Source organism: Bhargavaea massiliensis (genome assembly GCF_050480245.1).
Classification (GTDB): Bacteria; Bacillota; Bacilli; order Bacillales; family Anoxybacillaceae; genus Anoxybacillus.
On record NZ_JBCNEQ010000019.1, the window covers coordinates 61,226 to 79,060 of the forward strand.

At 46.9% G+C, this 17,835-nt stretch carries 16 protein-coding genes and 1 other annotated feature; all 16 genes read left to right on the forward strand.

The window, feature by feature from the left end; all coding sequences use genetic code 11:
- Position 1 precedes the first annotated feature (1 nt).
- The 16 genes from ABEV15_RS05015 (at position 2) to pyrE (ending at position 17,833) form a co-directional block, all read left to right on the forward strand.
- A complete protein-coding gene (locus tag ABEV15_RS05015) occupies positions 2-274 on the forward strand; it encodes a YggT family protein (RefSeq protein ID WP_429631669.1) in 273 nt (90 codons plus the stop codon).
- Positions 274-1,047, forward strand: coding sequence for a YlmH family RNA-binding protein (locus ABEV15_RS05020; RefSeq protein WP_429631671.1), 774 nt, complete (start codon positions 274-276; stop codon positions 1,045-1,047). The genes ABEV15_RS05015 and ABEV15_RS05020 overlap by 1 nt, the downstream gene beginning before the upstream one ends.
- Positions 1,048-1,110: 63 nt before the next feature.
- Positions 1,111-1,614 carry a DivIVA domain-containing protein gene (locus ABEV15_RS05025; protein ID WP_498852538.1) on the forward strand — a complete coding sequence of 168 codons (504 nt, stop codon included), beginning with the start codon at positions 1,111-1,113 and terminating at the stop codon, positions 1,612-1,614.
- Positions 1,615-1,659: 45 nt separating this feature from the next.
- Positions 1,660-1,876 (forward strand) — a binding site (T-box leader).
- A gap of 44 nt (positions 1,877-1,920) precedes the next feature.
- The gene (gene ileS / locus ABEV15_RS05030) at positions 1,921-4,677 is read left to right on the forward strand and encodes an isoleucine--tRNA ligase (protein ID WP_498852539.1); all 2,757 of its coding nucleotides are present in this window, start codon (positions 1,921-1,923) and stop codon (positions 4,675-4,677) included.
- Positions 4,678-4,752: 75 nt separating this feature from the next.
- Entirely contained in the window at positions 4,753-5,241 is a 489-nt protein-coding gene (gene lspA, locus ABEV15_RS05035) for a signal peptidase II (protein WP_498852540.1), read from the forward strand.
- On the forward strand, positions 5,216-6,127 hold the full coding sequence (locus tag ABEV15_RS05040; RefSeq protein WP_429631679.1) for an RluA family pseudouridine synthase: 912 nt from the start codon (positions 5,216-5,218) through the stop codon (positions 6,125-6,127). The genes lspA and ABEV15_RS05040 overlap by 26 nt, the downstream gene beginning before the upstream one ends.
- 154 nt (positions 6,128-6,281) lie before the next feature.
- Positions 6,282-6,818, forward strand: coding sequence for a bifunctional pyr operon transcriptional regulator/uracil phosphoribosyltransferase PyrR (gene pyrR, locus ABEV15_RS05045; RefSeq protein WP_498852541.1), 537 nt, complete (start codon positions 6,282-6,284; stop codon positions 6,816-6,818).
- A gap of 121 nt (positions 6,819-6,939) precedes the next feature.
- Complete coding sequence (locus ABEV15_RS05050; protein ID WP_498852542.1) at positions 6,940-8,232, forward strand: solute carrier family 23 protein; 1,293 nt, start codon at positions 6,940-6,942, stop codon at positions 8,230-8,232.
- A gap of 143 nt (positions 8,233-8,375) precedes the next feature.
- Complete coding sequence (locus ABEV15_RS05055; protein WP_498852543.1) at positions 8,376-9,299, forward strand: aspartate carbamoyltransferase catalytic subunit; 924 nt, start codon at positions 8,376-8,378, stop codon at positions 9,297-9,299.
- On the forward strand, positions 9,265-10,551 hold the full coding sequence (gene pyrC / locus ABEV15_RS05060; protein ID WP_498852544.1) for a dihydroorotase: 1,287 nt from the start codon (positions 9,265-9,267) through the stop codon (positions 10,549-10,551). Before ABEV15_RS05055 ends, pyrC begins: the two co-directional genes overlap by 35 nt.
- On the forward strand, positions 10,548-11,642 hold the full coding sequence (locus ABEV15_RS05065) for a carbamoyl phosphate synthase small subunit (protein WP_429631689.1): 1,095 nt from the start codon (positions 10,548-10,550) through the stop codon (positions 11,640-11,642). The genes pyrC and ABEV15_RS05065 overlap by 4 nt, the downstream gene beginning before the upstream one ends.
- The gene (gene carB / locus ABEV15_RS05070; RefSeq protein WP_498852545.1) at positions 11,635-14,826 is read left to right on the forward strand and encodes a carbamoyl-phosphate synthase large subunit; all 3,192 of its coding nucleotides are present in this window, start codon (positions 11,635-11,637) and stop codon (positions 14,824-14,826) included. The genes ABEV15_RS05065 and carB overlap by 8 nt, the downstream gene beginning before the upstream one ends.
- The gene (locus ABEV15_RS05075; RefSeq protein WP_498852546.1) at positions 14,823-15,587 is read left to right on the forward strand and encodes a dihydroorotate dehydrogenase electron transfer subunit; all 765 of its coding nucleotides are present in this window, start codon (positions 14,823-14,825) and stop codon (positions 15,585-15,587) included. The genes carB and ABEV15_RS05075 overlap by 4 nt, the downstream gene beginning before the upstream one ends.
- Positions 15,584-16,522, forward strand: a complete 939-nt coding sequence (locus ABEV15_RS05080) for a dihydroorotate dehydrogenase (protein WP_498852547.1) — start codon at positions 15,584-15,586, stop codon at positions 16,520-16,522. The genes ABEV15_RS05075 and ABEV15_RS05080 overlap by 4 nt, the downstream gene beginning before the upstream one ends.
- The gene (gene pyrF / locus ABEV15_RS05085; protein ID WP_498852548.1) at positions 16,494-17,219 is read left to right on the forward strand and encodes an orotidine-5'-phosphate decarboxylase; all 726 of its coding nucleotides are present in this window, start codon (positions 16,494-16,496) and stop codon (positions 17,217-17,219) included. Before ABEV15_RS05080 ends, pyrF begins: the two co-directional genes overlap by 29 nt.
- A complete protein-coding gene (pyrE, locus tag ABEV15_RS05090) occupies positions 17,219-17,833 on the forward strand; it encodes an orotate phosphoribosyltransferase (RefSeq protein WP_498852611.1) in 615 nt (204 codons plus the stop codon). Before pyrF ends, pyrE begins: the two co-directional genes overlap by 1 nt.
- Positions 17,834-17,835: the final 2 nt, after the last annotated feature.

Sequence of the window (17,835 nt, forward strand, 5' to 3'; positions counted from 1 at the left end):
TGTGTATACAATTGCAAACTTTTTAGCAACAGCTATTGAAGTATATTCGTACGCGATTATTATTTACATTTTAATGTCTTGGTTTCCGAATGCGCGCGACACGAAGGTAGGTCAGTTTTTCGCCAACATTTGTGAGCCGTATTTAGAGCCGTTTCGTCGCTTTATTCCGCCGATTGGTATGATCGACATTTCCCCGATTGTTGCCTTGCTTGTTTTGCGCTTTGCGACAGCAGGCGTCTATGGGTTAGTTGATATGGTTAATAGAGGGCTGTAATGGACATTTATCAACATTTTCGCAAAGAAGAGCATCATTTCATCGATCTCGTATGCGAATGGAAGCGGCTCGTGACGGAACAATACGCTCCGAAACTAACCGACTTTTTAACTCCGCGCGAACAGCAAATTGTCCGCTCGATTGTCGGCCATCACGATGATGTACACGTTGCGTTTTTTGGCGGTTCATCGTCGGTCGAACGAAAGCGTGCGCTATTATATCCGCCGTACATGCAACCGAATGAAGAGGATTTTCAACTATCGTTATTTTCCATTCGCTACCCGAAAAAATTTGTGACGCTCGGGCATCGCGACGTGCTCGGCGCACTTTTGTCGCTCGGTGTGAAGCGGGAAAAGTTTGGTGACATTATCATCGTTGATGATGTTATTCAATTTGTCGTTGCTAAAGAAATTGCGCCGTTTGTTCAAATGAACGTGACAGCGATTGGAAAAGCAAAAGTATTGTTAGAGGAACAACCGCTTTCAAAACTTCTCGTCGTGGAAGAACAGTGGGAGGAAGAGACGTTTACCGTTTCTTCTTTGCGCCTCGATGCGATTTTGGCCCAATGTTTCCGCATTTCGCGGCAAAAAGCGCAAGCGCTCATTGACCAAAACTTCGTGAAAGTGAATTGGAAAACGGTTGACCAAGCTCATATGGAGTGCCAAGAAGGCGATTTATTGTCGCTGCGTGGGTATGGGCGCTGCCGACTGCAAGCGATTGTCGGTCAAACAAAAAAAGAAAAATGGCGCATCGTTGTCGAAAAAGCAAAATAAAAGCAGGATTTCCGCAAAAGATGTCGAATAACCCGATACGTACATAAGATGGAGGTGGGCCGCATGCCGTTAACGCCGTTAGATATTCATAATAAAGAATTTAGCCGAGGCTTTCGCGGATATGATGAAGATGAAGTAAACGAATTTTTAGATCAAGTGATTAAAGACTACGAAATGGTGTTGCGTGAAAAAAAGCAATTAGAAGAAAAAGTGAAAGAGCTGACAGAAAAACTAGACTACTTTACAAATATTGAAGAAACGTTAAATAAATCGATTTTAATTGCGCAAGAAACAGCAGAAGAAGTGAAGCGAAACGCGCAAAAAGAAGCGAAGCTCATCATTAAAGAAGCGGAAAAAAACGCGGATCGCATCATTAGCGAAGCGCTCGCCAAAACGCGGAAAATCGCGATGGAAGTCGAAGAATTAAAACGGCAAGCGAAAGTGTTTCGCAGTCGTTTTAAAATGTTAATTGAAGCGCAGCTCGATATGTTAAACAACGACGATTGGGATCATTTATTAGATTACAAGCTCGACGATGAAGCGGTGCAAGAGATGACGGAGTCTTGACGAGCGGTGTTGTTATTGCCTATAATATCGAATACAGTTATACATGAGAAAACGATGAAGGGGACAGTAGTTCTTTCATCAGCTTATTTCAGCGAGCCGAGGGCGGTGGAAGCTCGGCATAAGCGAAGGAATGAAAATCACCCCGGAGTTCCGTGCCGAACGATATAGTAGGCCACGGCGCGTCATTCCCGTTACGAATGTCGAGTGGGCTATGTTTACATAGTCAATAAGGGTGGTACCGCGAGACCTTCTCGTCCCTTTTGGGCATGAGAAGGTTTTTTATTTACATGAAAAGGAGGTCACATGATGGATTACAAAGATACGTTATTAATGCCAAAGACCGATTTCCCGATGCGTGGAAATCTTCCACAACGTGAACCACAAATACAAGCAAAATGGGATGAAATGGACATTTACCGTAAAGTGCAAGAGCGTACGAAAGATCGTCCGCTGTTTGTGCTGCATGATGGACCGCCGTATGCGAACGGCGACATTCATATGGGCCATGCGCTCAATAAAATTTTAAAAGACTTTATCGTTCGCTATAAGTCAATGAGCGGCTATTGTGCTCCGTACGTACCGGGCTGGGATACGCACGGCTTGCCAATTGAAACGGCGCTGACGAAAAATAAAGGCGTCAATCGGAAAGAAATGAGCGTTGCGGAATTCCGCAAGCTATGTGAGCAATATGCATACGAGCAAATCGATCGCCAGCGTGAGCAGTTTAAACGACTTGGTGTGCGCGGCGATTGGGACAATCCTTACATTACGTTAACGCCAGAATACGAGGCACAACAAATTAAAGTATTTGGCGAAATGGCGAAAAAAGGATTAATTTATAAAGGACTAAAACCGGTCTATTGGTCTCCATCGAGCGAATCGGCGCTTGCCGAAGCCGAAATCGAATATAAAGATAAACGCTCACCGTCCATTTACGTCGCTTTTCCTGTCAAAGACGGAAAAGGAGTGCTTGATGGCGATGAAAAAATCGTCATTTGGACGACGACGCCATGGACGATTCCAGCGAACTTAGGTATCGCTGTTCATCCAGAGTTGCAATATAGCGTCGTTGAGGCAGACGGTGGCAAATATGTCGTTGCATCCGAGTTATTACAATCGGTGCAAAAAGAAATCGGCTGGGAACATGTAACCGTATTAAAAACAGTAAAAGGAAGCGAACTCGAATACGTCGTTGCGAAACATCCGTTTTACGACCGCGATTCGCTCGTCATTTGTGGCGAACACGTCACAACGGATGCCGGAACCGGTTGCGTTCATACGGCTCCAGGACACGGGGAAGACGACTTTATCGTCGGTCAAAAATACGGCCTCGGTGTTCTTTGCCCTGTCGATGAGCGCGGCTATATGACGGAAGAAGCGCCAGGGTTTGCCGGCATGTTTTACGATGACGCAAACAAAGCGATTACAGAAAAGTTACAAGAAGTAGGTGCTTTATTAAAACTATCGTTTATTACGCACTCGTATCCGCACGACTGGCGCACGAAGCAACCGACAATTTTCCGTGCGACAGCTCAATGGTTTGCGTCCATCGACAAAATTCGCGAGCAATTATTGAAAGCTGTCGAAGAAACGAAATGGGTGCCAGCATGGGGCGAAATTCGCATCCACAACATGATTCGCGATCGTGGCGACTGGTGCATTTCGCGCCAACGTGCGTGGGGCGTACCGATTCCAGTCTTTTATGCGGAAAACGGTGAACCGATTATTACAGACGAAACGATTGAACACGTATCGAACTTGTTCCGCCAATACGGTTCAAACGTTTGGTTTGAACGCGAAGCAAAAGATTTACTTCCAGAAGGGTTTACGCATCCAGGCAGCCCGAACGGACGGTTTACGAAAGAAACGGACATTATGGACGTATGGTTCGACTCTGGTTCTTCTCATCAGGCGGTATTGGAAGAACGCGATGATTTACAACGGCCAGCAGACCTTTATTTAGAAGGGTCCGACCAATATCGCGGCTGGTTTAACTCGTCGCTTTCCACCGCTGTTGCGGTTACCGGAAAAGCGCCGTATAAAGGCGTATTAAGCCACGGATTCGTACTAGATGGCGAAGGACGAAAAATGAGCAAATCGCTTGGCAACGTCGTCGTGCCTGCGAAAGTGATGGAACAGCTCGGTGCCGACATTTTGCGCCTTTGGGTTGCTTCTGTCGACTATCAAGCAGACGTGCGCATTTCTGATAACATTTTAAAACAAGTGGCAGAAGTGTACCGCAAAATTCGCAACACGTTCCGCTTTATGCTCGGTAACTTGTTCGATTTCAATCCTGCGGAACATACGGTAGCGGTCGATCAATTGCGCGAAGTTGACCGATACATGCTCATTAAATTAAATCGTCTCATCGACAAAGTAAAACAAGCATATGAAACGTATGAATTTGCGACGATTTATCATGAAGTGAACAACTTCTGTACCGTTGATTTAAGCGCGTTTTACTTCGACTTCTCAAAAGACGTGTTGTACATCGAAGCGGCAAATAATCATGAACGTCGTTCGATTCAAACGGTGTTGTATGAAACGCTTGTTGCGTTGACGAAACTTGTTGCGCCGATTTTACCGCATACGGCAGATGAAGTATGGTCATACATCCCGCATGTAAAAGAAGAAAGCGTGCAGCTTGTCGATATGCCGGAAGCGGTGCATATTGATGATGCAGATCGCATCGTTGCGAAATGGGATGCGTTTATGGAATTGCGCGATGAAGTATTAAAAGCACTAGAAGTGGCGCGCAATGAAAAACTTATCGGTAAGTCGCTTACTGCGCATGTCATTTTATATCCGACAGACGAAACGAAAGCGCTCATTGATTCGATTGAAGAAGATATGAAACAGCTATTAATCGTTTCAGCATTTTCGATCGGCGGAACGTTTGCTGATGCACCGAGCGAGGCGCAAACGTTCACAAAAACAGCGATTGTCGTCAAACAAGCAGAAGGAAAAACGTGCGCGCGTTGCTGGGTTGTTACACCAACGGTAGGCGAAGATGCAGACCATCCAGAGCTATGTCCACGTTGTGTGGCCATTGTCAAGCAATAACACATATCCCCCCTCGCTTTCAAGGGGGGATTATTTATGATAAAATGGAGAAGAATTTCGCTCTGGAGGGGTATGATGTTATATTATTTGCTTGCTTTTGTCGTTATATTGATCGACCAATGGACGAAATGGCTTGTCGTTCGCTATATGGAATTAGGGGAAAGCATTCCAATTATTGAAAACGTGTTATACATTACATCGCATCGCAATCGCGGAGCGGCATGGGGCATGTTGCAAGGGCAATTTTGGTTGTTTTATATCGTTACGGTTGTCGTTGTCGTCGGCATCGTCATATACATTCAACGCTTGCAGCCTACGCAGCGGTTGCTTGGCATTGCGCTTGGACTTATGCTCGGTGGCGCGCTCGGCAACTTTATTGATCGCGTGTTTCGAAAAGAAGTTGTCGATTTTGTGCATACGTATATTTTCAATTATAGCTTCCCGATTTTTAACGTCGCCGATGCAGCATTGACAATCGGTGTTGCGCTCATGTTTATTTATACATGGACCGAAGAAAAACAACGAAAGGGAATGAGCGATGGAGCAAATTCAACTCACGATTGAAGAACAACATGATGGGGAACGCATTGATAAAGTCATTGCCGAATTAAATGAACAATGGTCGCGCTCCCAAGTACAACAATGGCTAAAAGAAGGCCGCGTGCTTGTCAACGGCAAAGCGGTGAAACCGAACTACAAATGCCATGTCGACGATGAAGTGGTCATTTCCATTCCTGACCCAGAACCGTTAGATGTTGAGCCGGAGCCGATTCCACTCGACATTTATTACGAAGATGCGGACGTGCTAGTTGTCAATAAGCCGCGCGGCATGGTCGTTCATCCAGCACCAGGGCATATGCACGGGACGCTTGTCAACGCATTGCTTGCTCATTGTAAAGACCTTTCAGGCATTAACGGCGTATTGCGCCCAGGCATCGTTCACCGCATTGATAAAGATACGTCTGGTTTATTAATGGTCGCAAAAAACGATTTGGCGCACGAGTCGCTTGTGAATCAGCTTGTAAACAAAACGGTGACGCGCAAATACCAGGCGATCGTTCACGGCGTCATTCCACACGATTATGGGACAATTGATGCGCCGATCGGACGCGATCCGCGCGATCGACAAAGCATGGCCGTTGTTGAAAATGGGAAAGAAGCGGTGACGCATTTTCGCGTTCTTGAACGATTTGAACATTATACGTTTTTGGAGTGTCAACTCGAAACAGGGCGAACGCATCAAATTCGGGTTCATATGAAATATATCGGCTATCCGCTTGCGGGTGACCCGAAATACGGTCCGCGCAAAACGCTACCGATTGATGGACAAGCGCTTCATGCCGGCGTATTAGGGTTTCATCACCCGCGCACAGGCGAATATTTGCAGTTTGAAGCCCCGATTCCTCATGAATTTGAACGATTGCTCGATATGTTGCGAAATAATCGTTGACAAACGAAACAAGGAAACGTAAAATGAACTCAAGTGAACAAGGACCTTTAAATTCAGTCCCGTGAGGCTGAGAAGGTGTCGGATCTAGGTGACGTATGCCTACATGCACCCTCTCGCCAAACGGTGAGAGGGCTTTTTGTATGGAGGTGGAACGATGCAAAAGGCAATTGTATTAGACGAACAAGCGATTCGACGCGCGTTGACGCGCATTGCCCACGAGATTATTGAGCGCAATAAAGGCATCGATGGCTGTGTGCTCATCGGCATTAAAACGCGCGGCATTTACTTGGCAAAACGATTGGCGGAACGCATTGAACAAATTGAAGGAACGTCTATTCCTGTTGGTGAGTTAGACATTACATTGTACCGCGACGATTTAACGGTAAAAACAGCCGAACGTGAACCGCTTGTGAAAGGAACGGACGTCCCGTTTTCCGTTACGAATCAAAAAGTCATTTTAGTTGATGACGTATTATTTACAGGCCGAACGGTGCGTGCAGCAATGGATGCGGTGATGGATCTTGGGCGTCCTGCGCAAATTCAATTAGCTGTGCTCGTTGATCGCGGTCATCGCGAATTGCCGATTCGCGCCGATTTCGTCGGCAAAAACATTCCGACGTCAAGCTCGGAAATGATCGTCGTCGAATTAAAAGAAGTAGACGACACCGATCAAGTGAGCATACATGAATAAAGCACCCTTTTTAAAGGCAGTCCAGCGAGGCTGACAAAGGGGATTCGTTTCCTATACCCTCTTTGTGCCTTCGTACGGACAAAGAGGGTTTTTTATATAAATTGAGAAAGGGAGAGAGAAGATGAACAAACCGGTATTAGACGTGAAAGATGTCCCTTCTTTTGGACAGCTTGTTACACTTAGTTTACAACATTTGTTTGCGATGTTTGGTGCAACGATTTTAGTGCCGTATTTAGTCGGATTAAGTCCAGCGATGGCGCTCATTTCCAGCGGACTCGGTACAATCGCCTTTTTGATTGTAACAAAATGGCAAGTCCCTGCGTACCTTGGCTCATCGTTTGCGTTTATTACGCCAATTATTGCGGCAAAGGCAGCTGGTGGTCCGGGTGCGGCGATGATCGGCAGCTTTTTAGCGGGACTCGTATACGGGATCGTCGCTTTAGCAATTAAAAAAGCAGGTTATCGTTGGATCATGAATTTACTTCCGCCGATCGTTGTCGGTCCAGTCATTATCGTCATCGGCTTAGGATTAGCAAACGTCGCCGTCAACATGGCGATGAACGGTCCAGACGGAAAATATAGTTTAACACACTTTTCCGTTGCGATCGTGACGCTCGCGGCAACGATTGTATTCTCGATTTTATCGCGAGGAATGTTTAGCCTTGTACCTGTCCTTATGGGCATTATCGTTGGCTACGTGTACGCGCTAGCTATCGGTGTCGTTGATTTATCAGGGGTGGCGAAAGCAAAATGGCTCGAAATGCCGGATTTCTTATTGCCGTTCGTTGATTATGACGTGCGTGTGACACTCGATATTGTGCTATTGATGGTGCCTGTCGCGATCGTCACTTTGTCTGAACATATCGGGCATCAGCTCGTATTAAGCAAAGTCGTTGGGCGCGACTATATTAAAGAACCAGGTTTACATCGCTCGATTTTCGGTGACGGATTAGCAACGATGATTTCTGCGCTCATCGGCGGTCCGCCAAAGACGACATACGGTGAAAATATCGGGGTATTAGCGATTACGCGCGTATATAGCGTGTACGTGTTAGCTGGTGCAGCTGTCCTTGCGATTGTGTTCGGATTTTTCGGCAAAGTGACAGCGATCATTAGCTCGATTCCGACGCCGGTGATGGGCGGCGTATCCATCTTATTGTTTGGGATTATCGCTTCTTCTGGCTTGCGCATGCTTGTCGACAGCAAAATTGATTTTGGCGACAAACGAAACTTAGTCATCTCATCGGTTATTCTTGTCATCGGCATCGGGGATGCGGTCATTAAAGTATCAGAGCAATTTGAAGTGCACGGCATGGCGCTTGCAGCAATCACAGGTATCGTCTTAAACCTCATTTTGCCTGGTCGTCCGAACGTGACAGATGGCGTATTTGAACAAAAACATGATGTCGTATAATACACCTTTTAAAAGAAGTCCAGCGAGGCTTACAAAGGTGTGATAGAGGAAATCCGTTCATTGAAACGGTCTCTTTCCTCATGCTTTCAAACACCTTGCCTCGCTCGGCAAGGTGTTTTTTTACTAAAAAGGAGGAGTTTTATATGCATTTACTTACGTTAACAGAGTTATCAGTTGATGAAGTGCTTGCTATTTTGCATGAAGCGGAACGATTTGCACACGGAGAGACGTGGAAAGTCAATAAACAAACATTTGTCGCAAACTTATTTTTTGAGCCGAGCACGCGCACAAAATGTAGCTTTGAAATAGCGGAACGAAAACTTGGGCTTGAAGTCATTCCGTTTGATGTAGAGATGTCGAGCGTTCAAAAAGGAGAAACGTTGTACGACACGGTTCGGACGTTGCAAGCGATCGGTGTTGAAGCGGTCGTCGTTCGCCACCCATCTGATCATTACTTTGACTCGCTTCGCGAAACGATTCATATCCCGATCATTAACGCAGGTGACGGATGCGGTCACCATCCGACACAATCGTTACTCGACTTAATGACGATTCGTCAACAGTTTGGCACATTTATAGGGCTCCATATCGCCATCGTCGGTGACATTCGTCATAGCCGAGTGGCACGTTCAAATGCTGAAATATTAACTAGGCTAGGCGCAAACGTCTTATTTTGCAGCCCGCCCGAGTGGCAAGATATAACGAATCCGTATGGCACGTACGTCGACTTCGATACAGCGGTAAAAGAGGCAGATGTGATTATGCTTCTTCGCATTCAACATGAGCGGCATGAAGAAAAAATGGGATGGACGAAGGAGCAATATCACGAGCAATACGGCTTAACGGTCGCGCGGGAAAAACAAATGAAAAAAACGAGCATCATTTTGCATCCGGCTCCAGTCAACCGCGACGTAGAAATCGCAAGCGAGCTCGTTGAATGTGAACGCTCCCGCATTTTTAAACAAATGGAAAACGGTGTATACGTGCGCATGGCTGTATTAAAACGGGCATTACAAAAAGGAGGGACGAAAAATGGCTATCATTTTCAAACATGCGCGCTTGCTTAATGAACAAGGCGAGTTCATATCGGCCGATATACAAATTGACGAAGGTCGCATCGTTCATATTGCCCCTGACCTCGATGCAAGCGATGACGATGAAGTGATTGATGTTAACGGCCAATTTGTTGCTCCGGGGTTTATTGACGTACACGTTCATTTGCGCGAACCCGGTGGGGAACATAAAGAAACGATCGCAACAGGTACGCTTGCTGCTGCAAAAGGTGGATTTACAACGATTGCGGCGATGCCAAACACAAAACCTGTTCCTGATACGAAACAACAAATGGAATGGCTCGTTAACCGCATTCGCGAAACGGCGCACGTGCGCGTGTTGCCGTATGCGGCTATTACGGTGCGTCAAGCAGGAAAACAGCTCGTTGATTTTGCCACATTAAAAGAAGCAGGGGCGTTTGCATTTACAGATGATGGCGTTGGCGTGCAAAGCGCACGCATCATGTATGAGGCGATGAAACAAGCGGCCTCTCTCGATATGCCAATTGTTGCGCATTGTGAGGATGAAACGTTGACGTATAAAGGATGCGTGCACGACGGATCATTTGCGAAACGGCATGGGCTGACAGGCATTCCCTCTGTTTGCGAATCTGTACATATTGCGCGTGATGTGTTGTTAGCGGAGGCGACAGGATGTCACTACCACGTTTGCCATATAAGCACGAAACAATCGGTGCGCATCGTGCGTGACGCGAAGCAAGCGGGCATTCGTGTAACTGCTGAAGTGACACCGCACCATTTGTTGCTTTGCGATGAAGATATCCATGCGTTAGACGCGAACTTTAAAATGAATCCGCCGCTGCGAACGAAAGAAGATCAACAAGCGTTAATTGAAGGATTGCTTGATGGAACGATTGATTTTATCGCAACCGACCATGCACCGCATACAGAAGAAGAAAAAAGCGAAGGGATGGTACTTGCCCCGTTTGGCATCGTTGGATTAGAAACCGCCTTTCCGCTTTTATATACGCATCTTGTTGAAAAAGGAATATGCACGTTAAAACAGCTTGTCGATTGGCTTGCGAAAAAGCCAGCTGAGACGTTTCGCATCGACGGCGGGGAACTAAAAGTTGGCGCCAAAGCAGATCTTGTCGTCATCGATTTACATAACGAACAAGTCATTGATCCTCATACATTTGCTTCAAAAGGAAAAAACACACCGTTTGCAGGCTGGGTATGTAAAGGATGGCCGTCGATGACGGTTGTAGATGGAAAAATCGTTTGGCAGAAAGGAAGAGAGCGATGAAACGACAACTTATTTTAGAAGATGGTACGCGCTTTGTTGGCGAGGCGTTTGGAAGTCAGGTGCAAACAATCGGTGAAGTCGTTTTTAACACCGGAATGACAGGATATCAAGAAATTTTAACCGATCCGTCGTATTGCGGGCAAATCGTGACGATGACGTATCCTTTGATCGGAAACTACGGCATCAACCGTGATGATTTCGAATCAATCGAACCGCATGTGTTCGGTTTTATCGTAAAAGAAGCGTGTACATCTCCGTCCAATTGGCGAAGCGAGCTAACGATTGACGAATATTTGCGTACAAAAAACATTCCGGGTTTAGCCGGTGTCGATACGCGGAAACTAACGCGCATCATTCGCCAATACGGCACGTTAAAAGGAATGATTTGCGACATGGACGTGTCCGTTTCGGAGGCGGTCGCTTATTTAAAAGAAACGGAACTTGCGCGCGATCAAGTGAAGCGCGTATCGACAAAAAGCCCATACGCTAGCCCAGGGCGCGGCCATCGCGTCGTTTTAATCGACTTTGGCATGAAGCACGGCATTTTGCGCGAATTAAATAAACGTCATTGCGACGTTATCGTATTACCATACAACGCAACAGCAGAAGACGTGTTACAACTTCATCCCGATGGTGTCATGTTATCGAATGGACCAGGGGATCCAAAAGATGTGCCAGAGGCGCTTGACATGATCCGAGGTGTCCTTGGGCGTGTGCCGCTTTTCGGCATTTGCCTCGGCCATCAACTGTTTGCGCTCGCCTGCGGAGCGAATACAGAAAAAATGAAGTTCGGCCATCGCGGTTCGAATCATCCTGTGAAACATATTGAAACAGGAAAAGTAGCGATCACCTCGCAAAATCACGGCTACACTGTCACGGAAAAGTCGCTCGTTCATACGCGATTAGAAGTGACGCATATCGCCTTAAACGACGGAACGATTGAAGGGCTTCGCCATCGCGACGTTCCTGCGTTTACGGTGCAATATCATCCCGAAGCATCGCCAGGACCAGAAGATGCGAACCAGTTATTTGATGATTTTATGGCGATGATTGAACAGTTTAAAAAAGAAAGAGGTGTCGTTCATGCCTAAACGTCAAGATATTGAAACGATTCTCGTCATCGGTTCTGGACCGATCGTCATCGGGCAGGCAGCGGAGTTCGATTATGCGGGAACGCAAGCCTGCTTGGCGTTAAAAGAAGAAGGATATAAAGTCATCCTCGTCAACTCCAATCCGGCAACAATTATGACCGATACACAAATTGCCGACAAAGTATATATGGAGCCGTTAACGCTCGAATTTGTCTCGCGCGTCATTCGGAAAGAACGGCCCGATGCCATTTTGCCGACGCTTGGCGGACAGACGGGGTTAAATTTGGCGGTCGAATTGGCAAAAGCGGGAGTACTTGAAGAGTGCGGCGTTGAAATTCTCGGCACGAAATTAGAAGCGATTGAAAAAGCAGAAGACCGCGAACAATTTCGAGCGCTTATGAACGAACTTGGCGAACCGGTGCCGGAAAGCGCAATCGTGCATAGTTTGCAAGAAGCATATGCGTTCGTTGAACAAATCGGGTATCCGGTCATCGTTCGCCCTGCATTTACGCTCGGTGGAACAGGCGGAGGCATTTGTACGAACGAAGAAGAGCTAATCGACATCGTCTCAAGCGGTTTAAAAATGAGCCCTGTTCATCAATGTTTATTAGAAAAAAGTATCGCGGGCTATAAAGAAATTGAATATGAAGTGATGCGCGATGCGAAAGACAATGCGATCGTCGTCTGCAATATGGAAAATATCGATCCGGTCGGCATTCATACGGGCGATTCGATTGTCGTTGCCCCAAGCCAAACGTTAAGCGATCGCGAATATCAACTGTTGCGAAACGCCTCGCTCCGCATTATTCGTGCGCTCGGCATTGAAGGGGGTTGCAACGTGCAGCTTGCCCTTGATCCGCACAGTTTTCAATATTACGTCATTGAAGTCAACCCGCGCGTCAGTCGCTCATCGGCGCTTGCATCGAAAGCAACGGGGTATCCGATTGCGAAACTCGCCGCAAAAATTGCGGTCGGTTTAACGCTTGATGAAATGATGAATCCTGTGACGGGAAAAACGTACGCTTGCTTTGAGCCAACGCTTGATTACGTCGTCACAAAAATTCCGCGCTTTCCGTTTGATAAATTTGAGTCAGCGAACCGCCATCTCGGCACGCAAATGAAAGCGACAGGCGAAGTGATGGCGATCGGGCGCACGTTTGAAGAGTCGCTATTAAAAGCGGTACGCTCGCTTGAAACGAATGTCTATCATTTAGAATTAAAAGAACAAGTCGATGATGCGCTGCTACAAAAACGCATTCAAAAAGCGGGTGATGAACGGTTATTTTACATTGCGGAAGCGTTTCGCCGCGGCGTAACAGTCGAACAAGTGCATGCATGGAGCCAAATCGATCCGTTCTTTTTAACGAAAATTTCCAACATTGTGAAGTACGAATCGGTTTTACGCCAACATGTTGGCGACATCGACGTACTAAAAAAAGCAAAAGAAATGGGCTTTTCCGATGTAGCAATCGCGAAATATTGGCATATGACCGAACGCGACGTCTATGAGATGCGGAAACGCGCTCGCATAACGCCTGTATATAAAACGGTCGACACGTGCGCAGCGGAATTCGAATCAGAAACGCCGTACTATTACAGCACGTATGAAGAAGAAAACGAATCGCTTGTTACGCCGCGCGAAAGTGTCGTCGTCCTCGGCTCTGGTCCGATTCGCATCGGGCAAGGGATCGAATTTGACTATGCGACCGTTCATTCCGTATGGGCGATTAAAGAAGCGGGATACGAAGCGATTATTATTAACAACAATCCAGAGACGGTTTCAACCGACTTTAGTATTTCCGATAAGCTTTACTTTGAACCGTTAACGATTGAAGATGTGATGCACGTCATCGATTTAGAACACCCGATTGGCGTTATCGTTCAATTTGGCGGTCAAACAGCGATCAACTTAGCGGCCGAATTAGCCGCACGCGGGGTGCGCATTCTCGGCACGTCGCTTGAAGATTTAGATCGCGCCGAAAATCGCGACAAATTTGAACGAACGCTTGCGCAACTCGGCATTCCGCAACCGAAAGGAAAAACAGCGTTTTCGGTTGAAGAAGCGGTACACATCGCTGAAGACATCGGATATCCTGTTCTCGTGCGCCCGTCGTATGTGCTTGGTGGTCGTGCGATGGAAATCGTATATAAAGAAGAAGAGTTGTTACATTATATGGAGCATGCAGTGAAAGTCAATCCGCAACACCCGGTATTAATTGACCGTTATTTAATTGGAAAAGAAATTGAAGTCGATGCGATTTCCGACGGAGAAGATGTATTCATTCCAGGCATTATGGAGCATATTGAGCGCGCTGGTGTCCATTCGGGCGATTCGATCGCCGTCTATCCACCGCAGACGTTAACAAGAGACATCAAACAAAAAATTGTTGATTATACGATTGCGCTTGCGAAAGGGTTGCGCATCGTCGGATTGTTGAACATTCAGTTCGTGTTATATGACGGCGATGTGTACGTTTTAGAAGTCAATCCACGTTCAAGCCGTACCGTTCCATTTTTAAGTAAAATTACGAACGTGCCGATGGCAAACCTCGCAACAAAAGTCATTTTAGGCGCAAAGTTAAACGAGCTTGGTTACTACACCGGATTAAAAGAAGAAAGCGAAGGGGTATATGTGAAAGCGCCTGTGTTTTCATTCGCGAAGTTGCGTAACGTCGATATTTCGCTCGGTCCAGAAATGAAATCGACGGGCGAAGTGATCGGGAAGGATGAAACGTTTGCGAAGGCGCTTTATAAAGGGCTTGTCGCTTCGGGGATTCACATTCGTCCACACGGTGCTGTGTTGTTGACGATCGCCGATAAAGATAAAGAAGAAGCGATTGATATCGCGCGCCGCTTTTACAATATCGGCTATCAGTTGCTAGCGACAAACGGAACAGCACAAACGTTGCGCGAAGCGAACATTCCCGTGACCGTCGTCAATAAAATTCATACCGGCTCACCGAACATTCTTGACGTCATTCGCCAAGGTGAAGCGCAAGTCGTCATTAACACATTAACAAAGGGAAAAGAAACAGAAAGCGACGGCTTCCGCATTCGTCGCGAAGCGGTAGAAAACGGCATTCCTTGTTTAACGTCGCTCGATACAGCGAAAGCGATGCTTCTCGTCTTAGAAGCGATGACGTTTTCGACAACAGCGATGGCAGAAAAGAAGGTGGGCGTATGAAGGAAAATATGACGATTATCTCCAATCGCCAAATCGCAAAAGGCATTTATGAATTGACGCTCGCTGGTTCACTCGTTCGGCGCATGCGTACGCCCGGGCAATTTGTGCATGTCAAAGTGGGGCATCGCGAACCGTTATTAAGACGGCCGCTTAGCCTTTGCGACATCAATCAAGAAGCGGGCGAATGCACGATCGTTTACCGCGCGGAAGGGGCAGGCACGACGCTCCTTTCGCAAAAACAGCCTGGGGAGACGCTCGATGTGCTAGGACCGCTCGGAAACGGCTTTCCGCTTTCCGCTCTTTCAAGCGGACAACATGCCCTTCTTGTCGGCGGCGGCATTGGGGTGCCGCCGTTATATGAACTAGCAAAGCAATTAGTAAATAACGGCGTATGTGTGACGATCGTGCTTGGCTTTCAAACGAAAGATGTCGTCTTTTACGAGCAACGGTTTGCTTCGTTCGGCACGACGTACGTTGTCACCGTAGACGGCTCGTACGGCATGAAAGGATTTGTTACCGACGTCATTCTTGATCACGCCCTTTCGTTTGATGTGCTATATGCGTGTGGACCGAAGCCGATGTTAAAAGCATTAGAACAACAATTTCCGCATAAAAAACTATATTTGTCATTAGAAGAACGAATGGGTTGTGGCGTCGGCGCTTGTTTGGCATGCGTATGCCGCGTGCCGCATAGCGAAACAGCATATAAAAAAGTATGTAGCGACGGGCCGGTGTTTCGAGCAGGGGAGGTCGTGTTATGAACCGATTAGCAGTTGAATTGCCAGGACTTTCATTAAAAAATCCGATTATGCCTGCATCGGGCTGTTTCGGATTCGGACGGGAATACGCGAAATTTTACGATTTAAGCATCCTTGGAGCAGTGATGATTAAAGCGACGACGCTTGAAGCGCGCTTCGGCAATCCGACGCCACGTGTCGCCGAGACGCCAAGTGGCATGTTGAATGCGATCGGACTGCAAAATCCTGGTGTAGACAAAGTGCTTGCTGAAGAACTTCCGTGGTTAGCGCAATACGACGTGCCGATTATCGCAAACATTGCCGGTTCTACGATGGAAGAATACGTGGAAGTCGCCAAGCGCATATCAAAAGCGCCAAACGTTCATGCGCTCGAGTTAAATATTTCATGCCCCAATGTAAAACAAGGTGGCATTGCGTTCGGTACTGTGCCGGAAGTTGCCGCCGAACTGACGCGGGCGGTAAAAGAAGTGTCTGCCGTGCCTGTGTATGTGAAACTATCTCCAAATGTGACAAATATTGTTGCAATGGCGAAAGCGATTGAACAAGCAGGAGCGGACGGATTGACGATGATTAATACGTTATTAGGCATACGTATTGACGTCAAAACAGCGAAGCCGATTTTAGCGAATCGAACGGGCGGATTATCCGGTCCAGCCATTAAGCCGATTGCGCTACGAATGATTTATGAAGTAAGCCAAGCGGTATCGATTCCGATTATCGGCATGGGCGGCATTCAAAGTGCGGAAGATGTGATTGAGTTTTTTTACGCTGGTGCGAGTGCGGTCGCGATCGGAACAGCCAATTTTATCGACCCGTACGTTTGTCCAAATATTATCCGCGATTTGCCACCGCTTTTAGATGAACTTGGCATTCATCATATTTCGGAATGTACGGGAAGGAGCTGGAACAATGGACAAACCGTTTATTGTGGCACTTGATTTTTCATCCAAGGAAGAAGTGCGGTCGTTTTTGCAGTTATTTTCTGACACATCGCTTTTTTTAAAAGTCGGCATGGAGCTATATTTTCAAGAAGGTCCAGCGATCATCGACGAATTAAAGCAGCGCGGACATGATATTTTTTTAGATTTAAAGCTTCATGATATTCCACATACAGTAAAACGAGCAATGAAAGGATTGGCGAAATTAGGCGTTGATTTAGTGAACGTTCATGCATTAGGGGGAAGCGCGATGATGCGCGCAGCGATCGAAGGATTAGAAGAAGGAACGCCGCCTGGAATGAAGCGTCCCCGTTGCATCGCGGTGACGCAGCTAACAAGCACAAGTGAACGAATGCTTCACGATGAATTGTTGATTGACCGGACGATGAATGAAACGGTGCTTCATTACGCTACACTTGCGCATTGTAGCGGGCTTGACGGCGTTGTTTGTTCGGCGCAAGAAGTGCCGCTTCTTCGCGCAACTTTCGGAACATCTTTCGGAACATCTTTCATCACCGTTACCCCAGGCATTCGTTTTGCGGATGATCAAGCGGACGATCAAGTGCGCATCGTCACACCTTATAAGGCGAAACAGCTTGGAGCAAATTATATCGTCATCGGACGAAGCATAACAAAAGCGCATGATCCTTATGCGGCATATGAGCGGCTAAAACGGGAATGGGATGGTGGACAATGATGAAAAAAGAAATCGCAAAACAATTGCTTTCGATTGGCGCGGTGTCGTTAAGCCCAAATGAACCGTTTACTTGGTCTTCAGGCATACAAGCGCCTATTTATTGCGACAATCGGCTGACGTTAGCGTACCCAACGACGAGACGAATGATTGCTGATGAACTAACTGCGCTTATCCGCATGCATTTTCCAACCGTTCATGTCGTTGCTGGCACGGCTACCGCAGGCATTCCGCATGCAGCATGGGTGAGCGAACGGCTCGATGTGCCGATGTGCTATGTGCGCAGTCAAGCGAAAGGGCACGGAAAAGGAAAACAAATCGAGGGGAAAGTAGAAGCAGGTCAACATGTCGTTGTCATCGAAGATTTAATTTCAACAGGCGGCAGCTCACTCAATGCTGTGCGCGCTTTGCGGGAAGCAGGATGTCACGTGCTTGGCGTCGTTGCGATTTTTACATACGGATTAGAAAAAGGCAAACGAGCATTTCAGCAGGAACAAGTCCCATACTACACCACCACTGATTACGATACGCTCATCGAAACAGCAACAGAGCTTAGTATCATTACCGAAGAAGAGCGGGCCACGTTACATCATTGGCGCGAGCAGTTAGAAGCATAAAG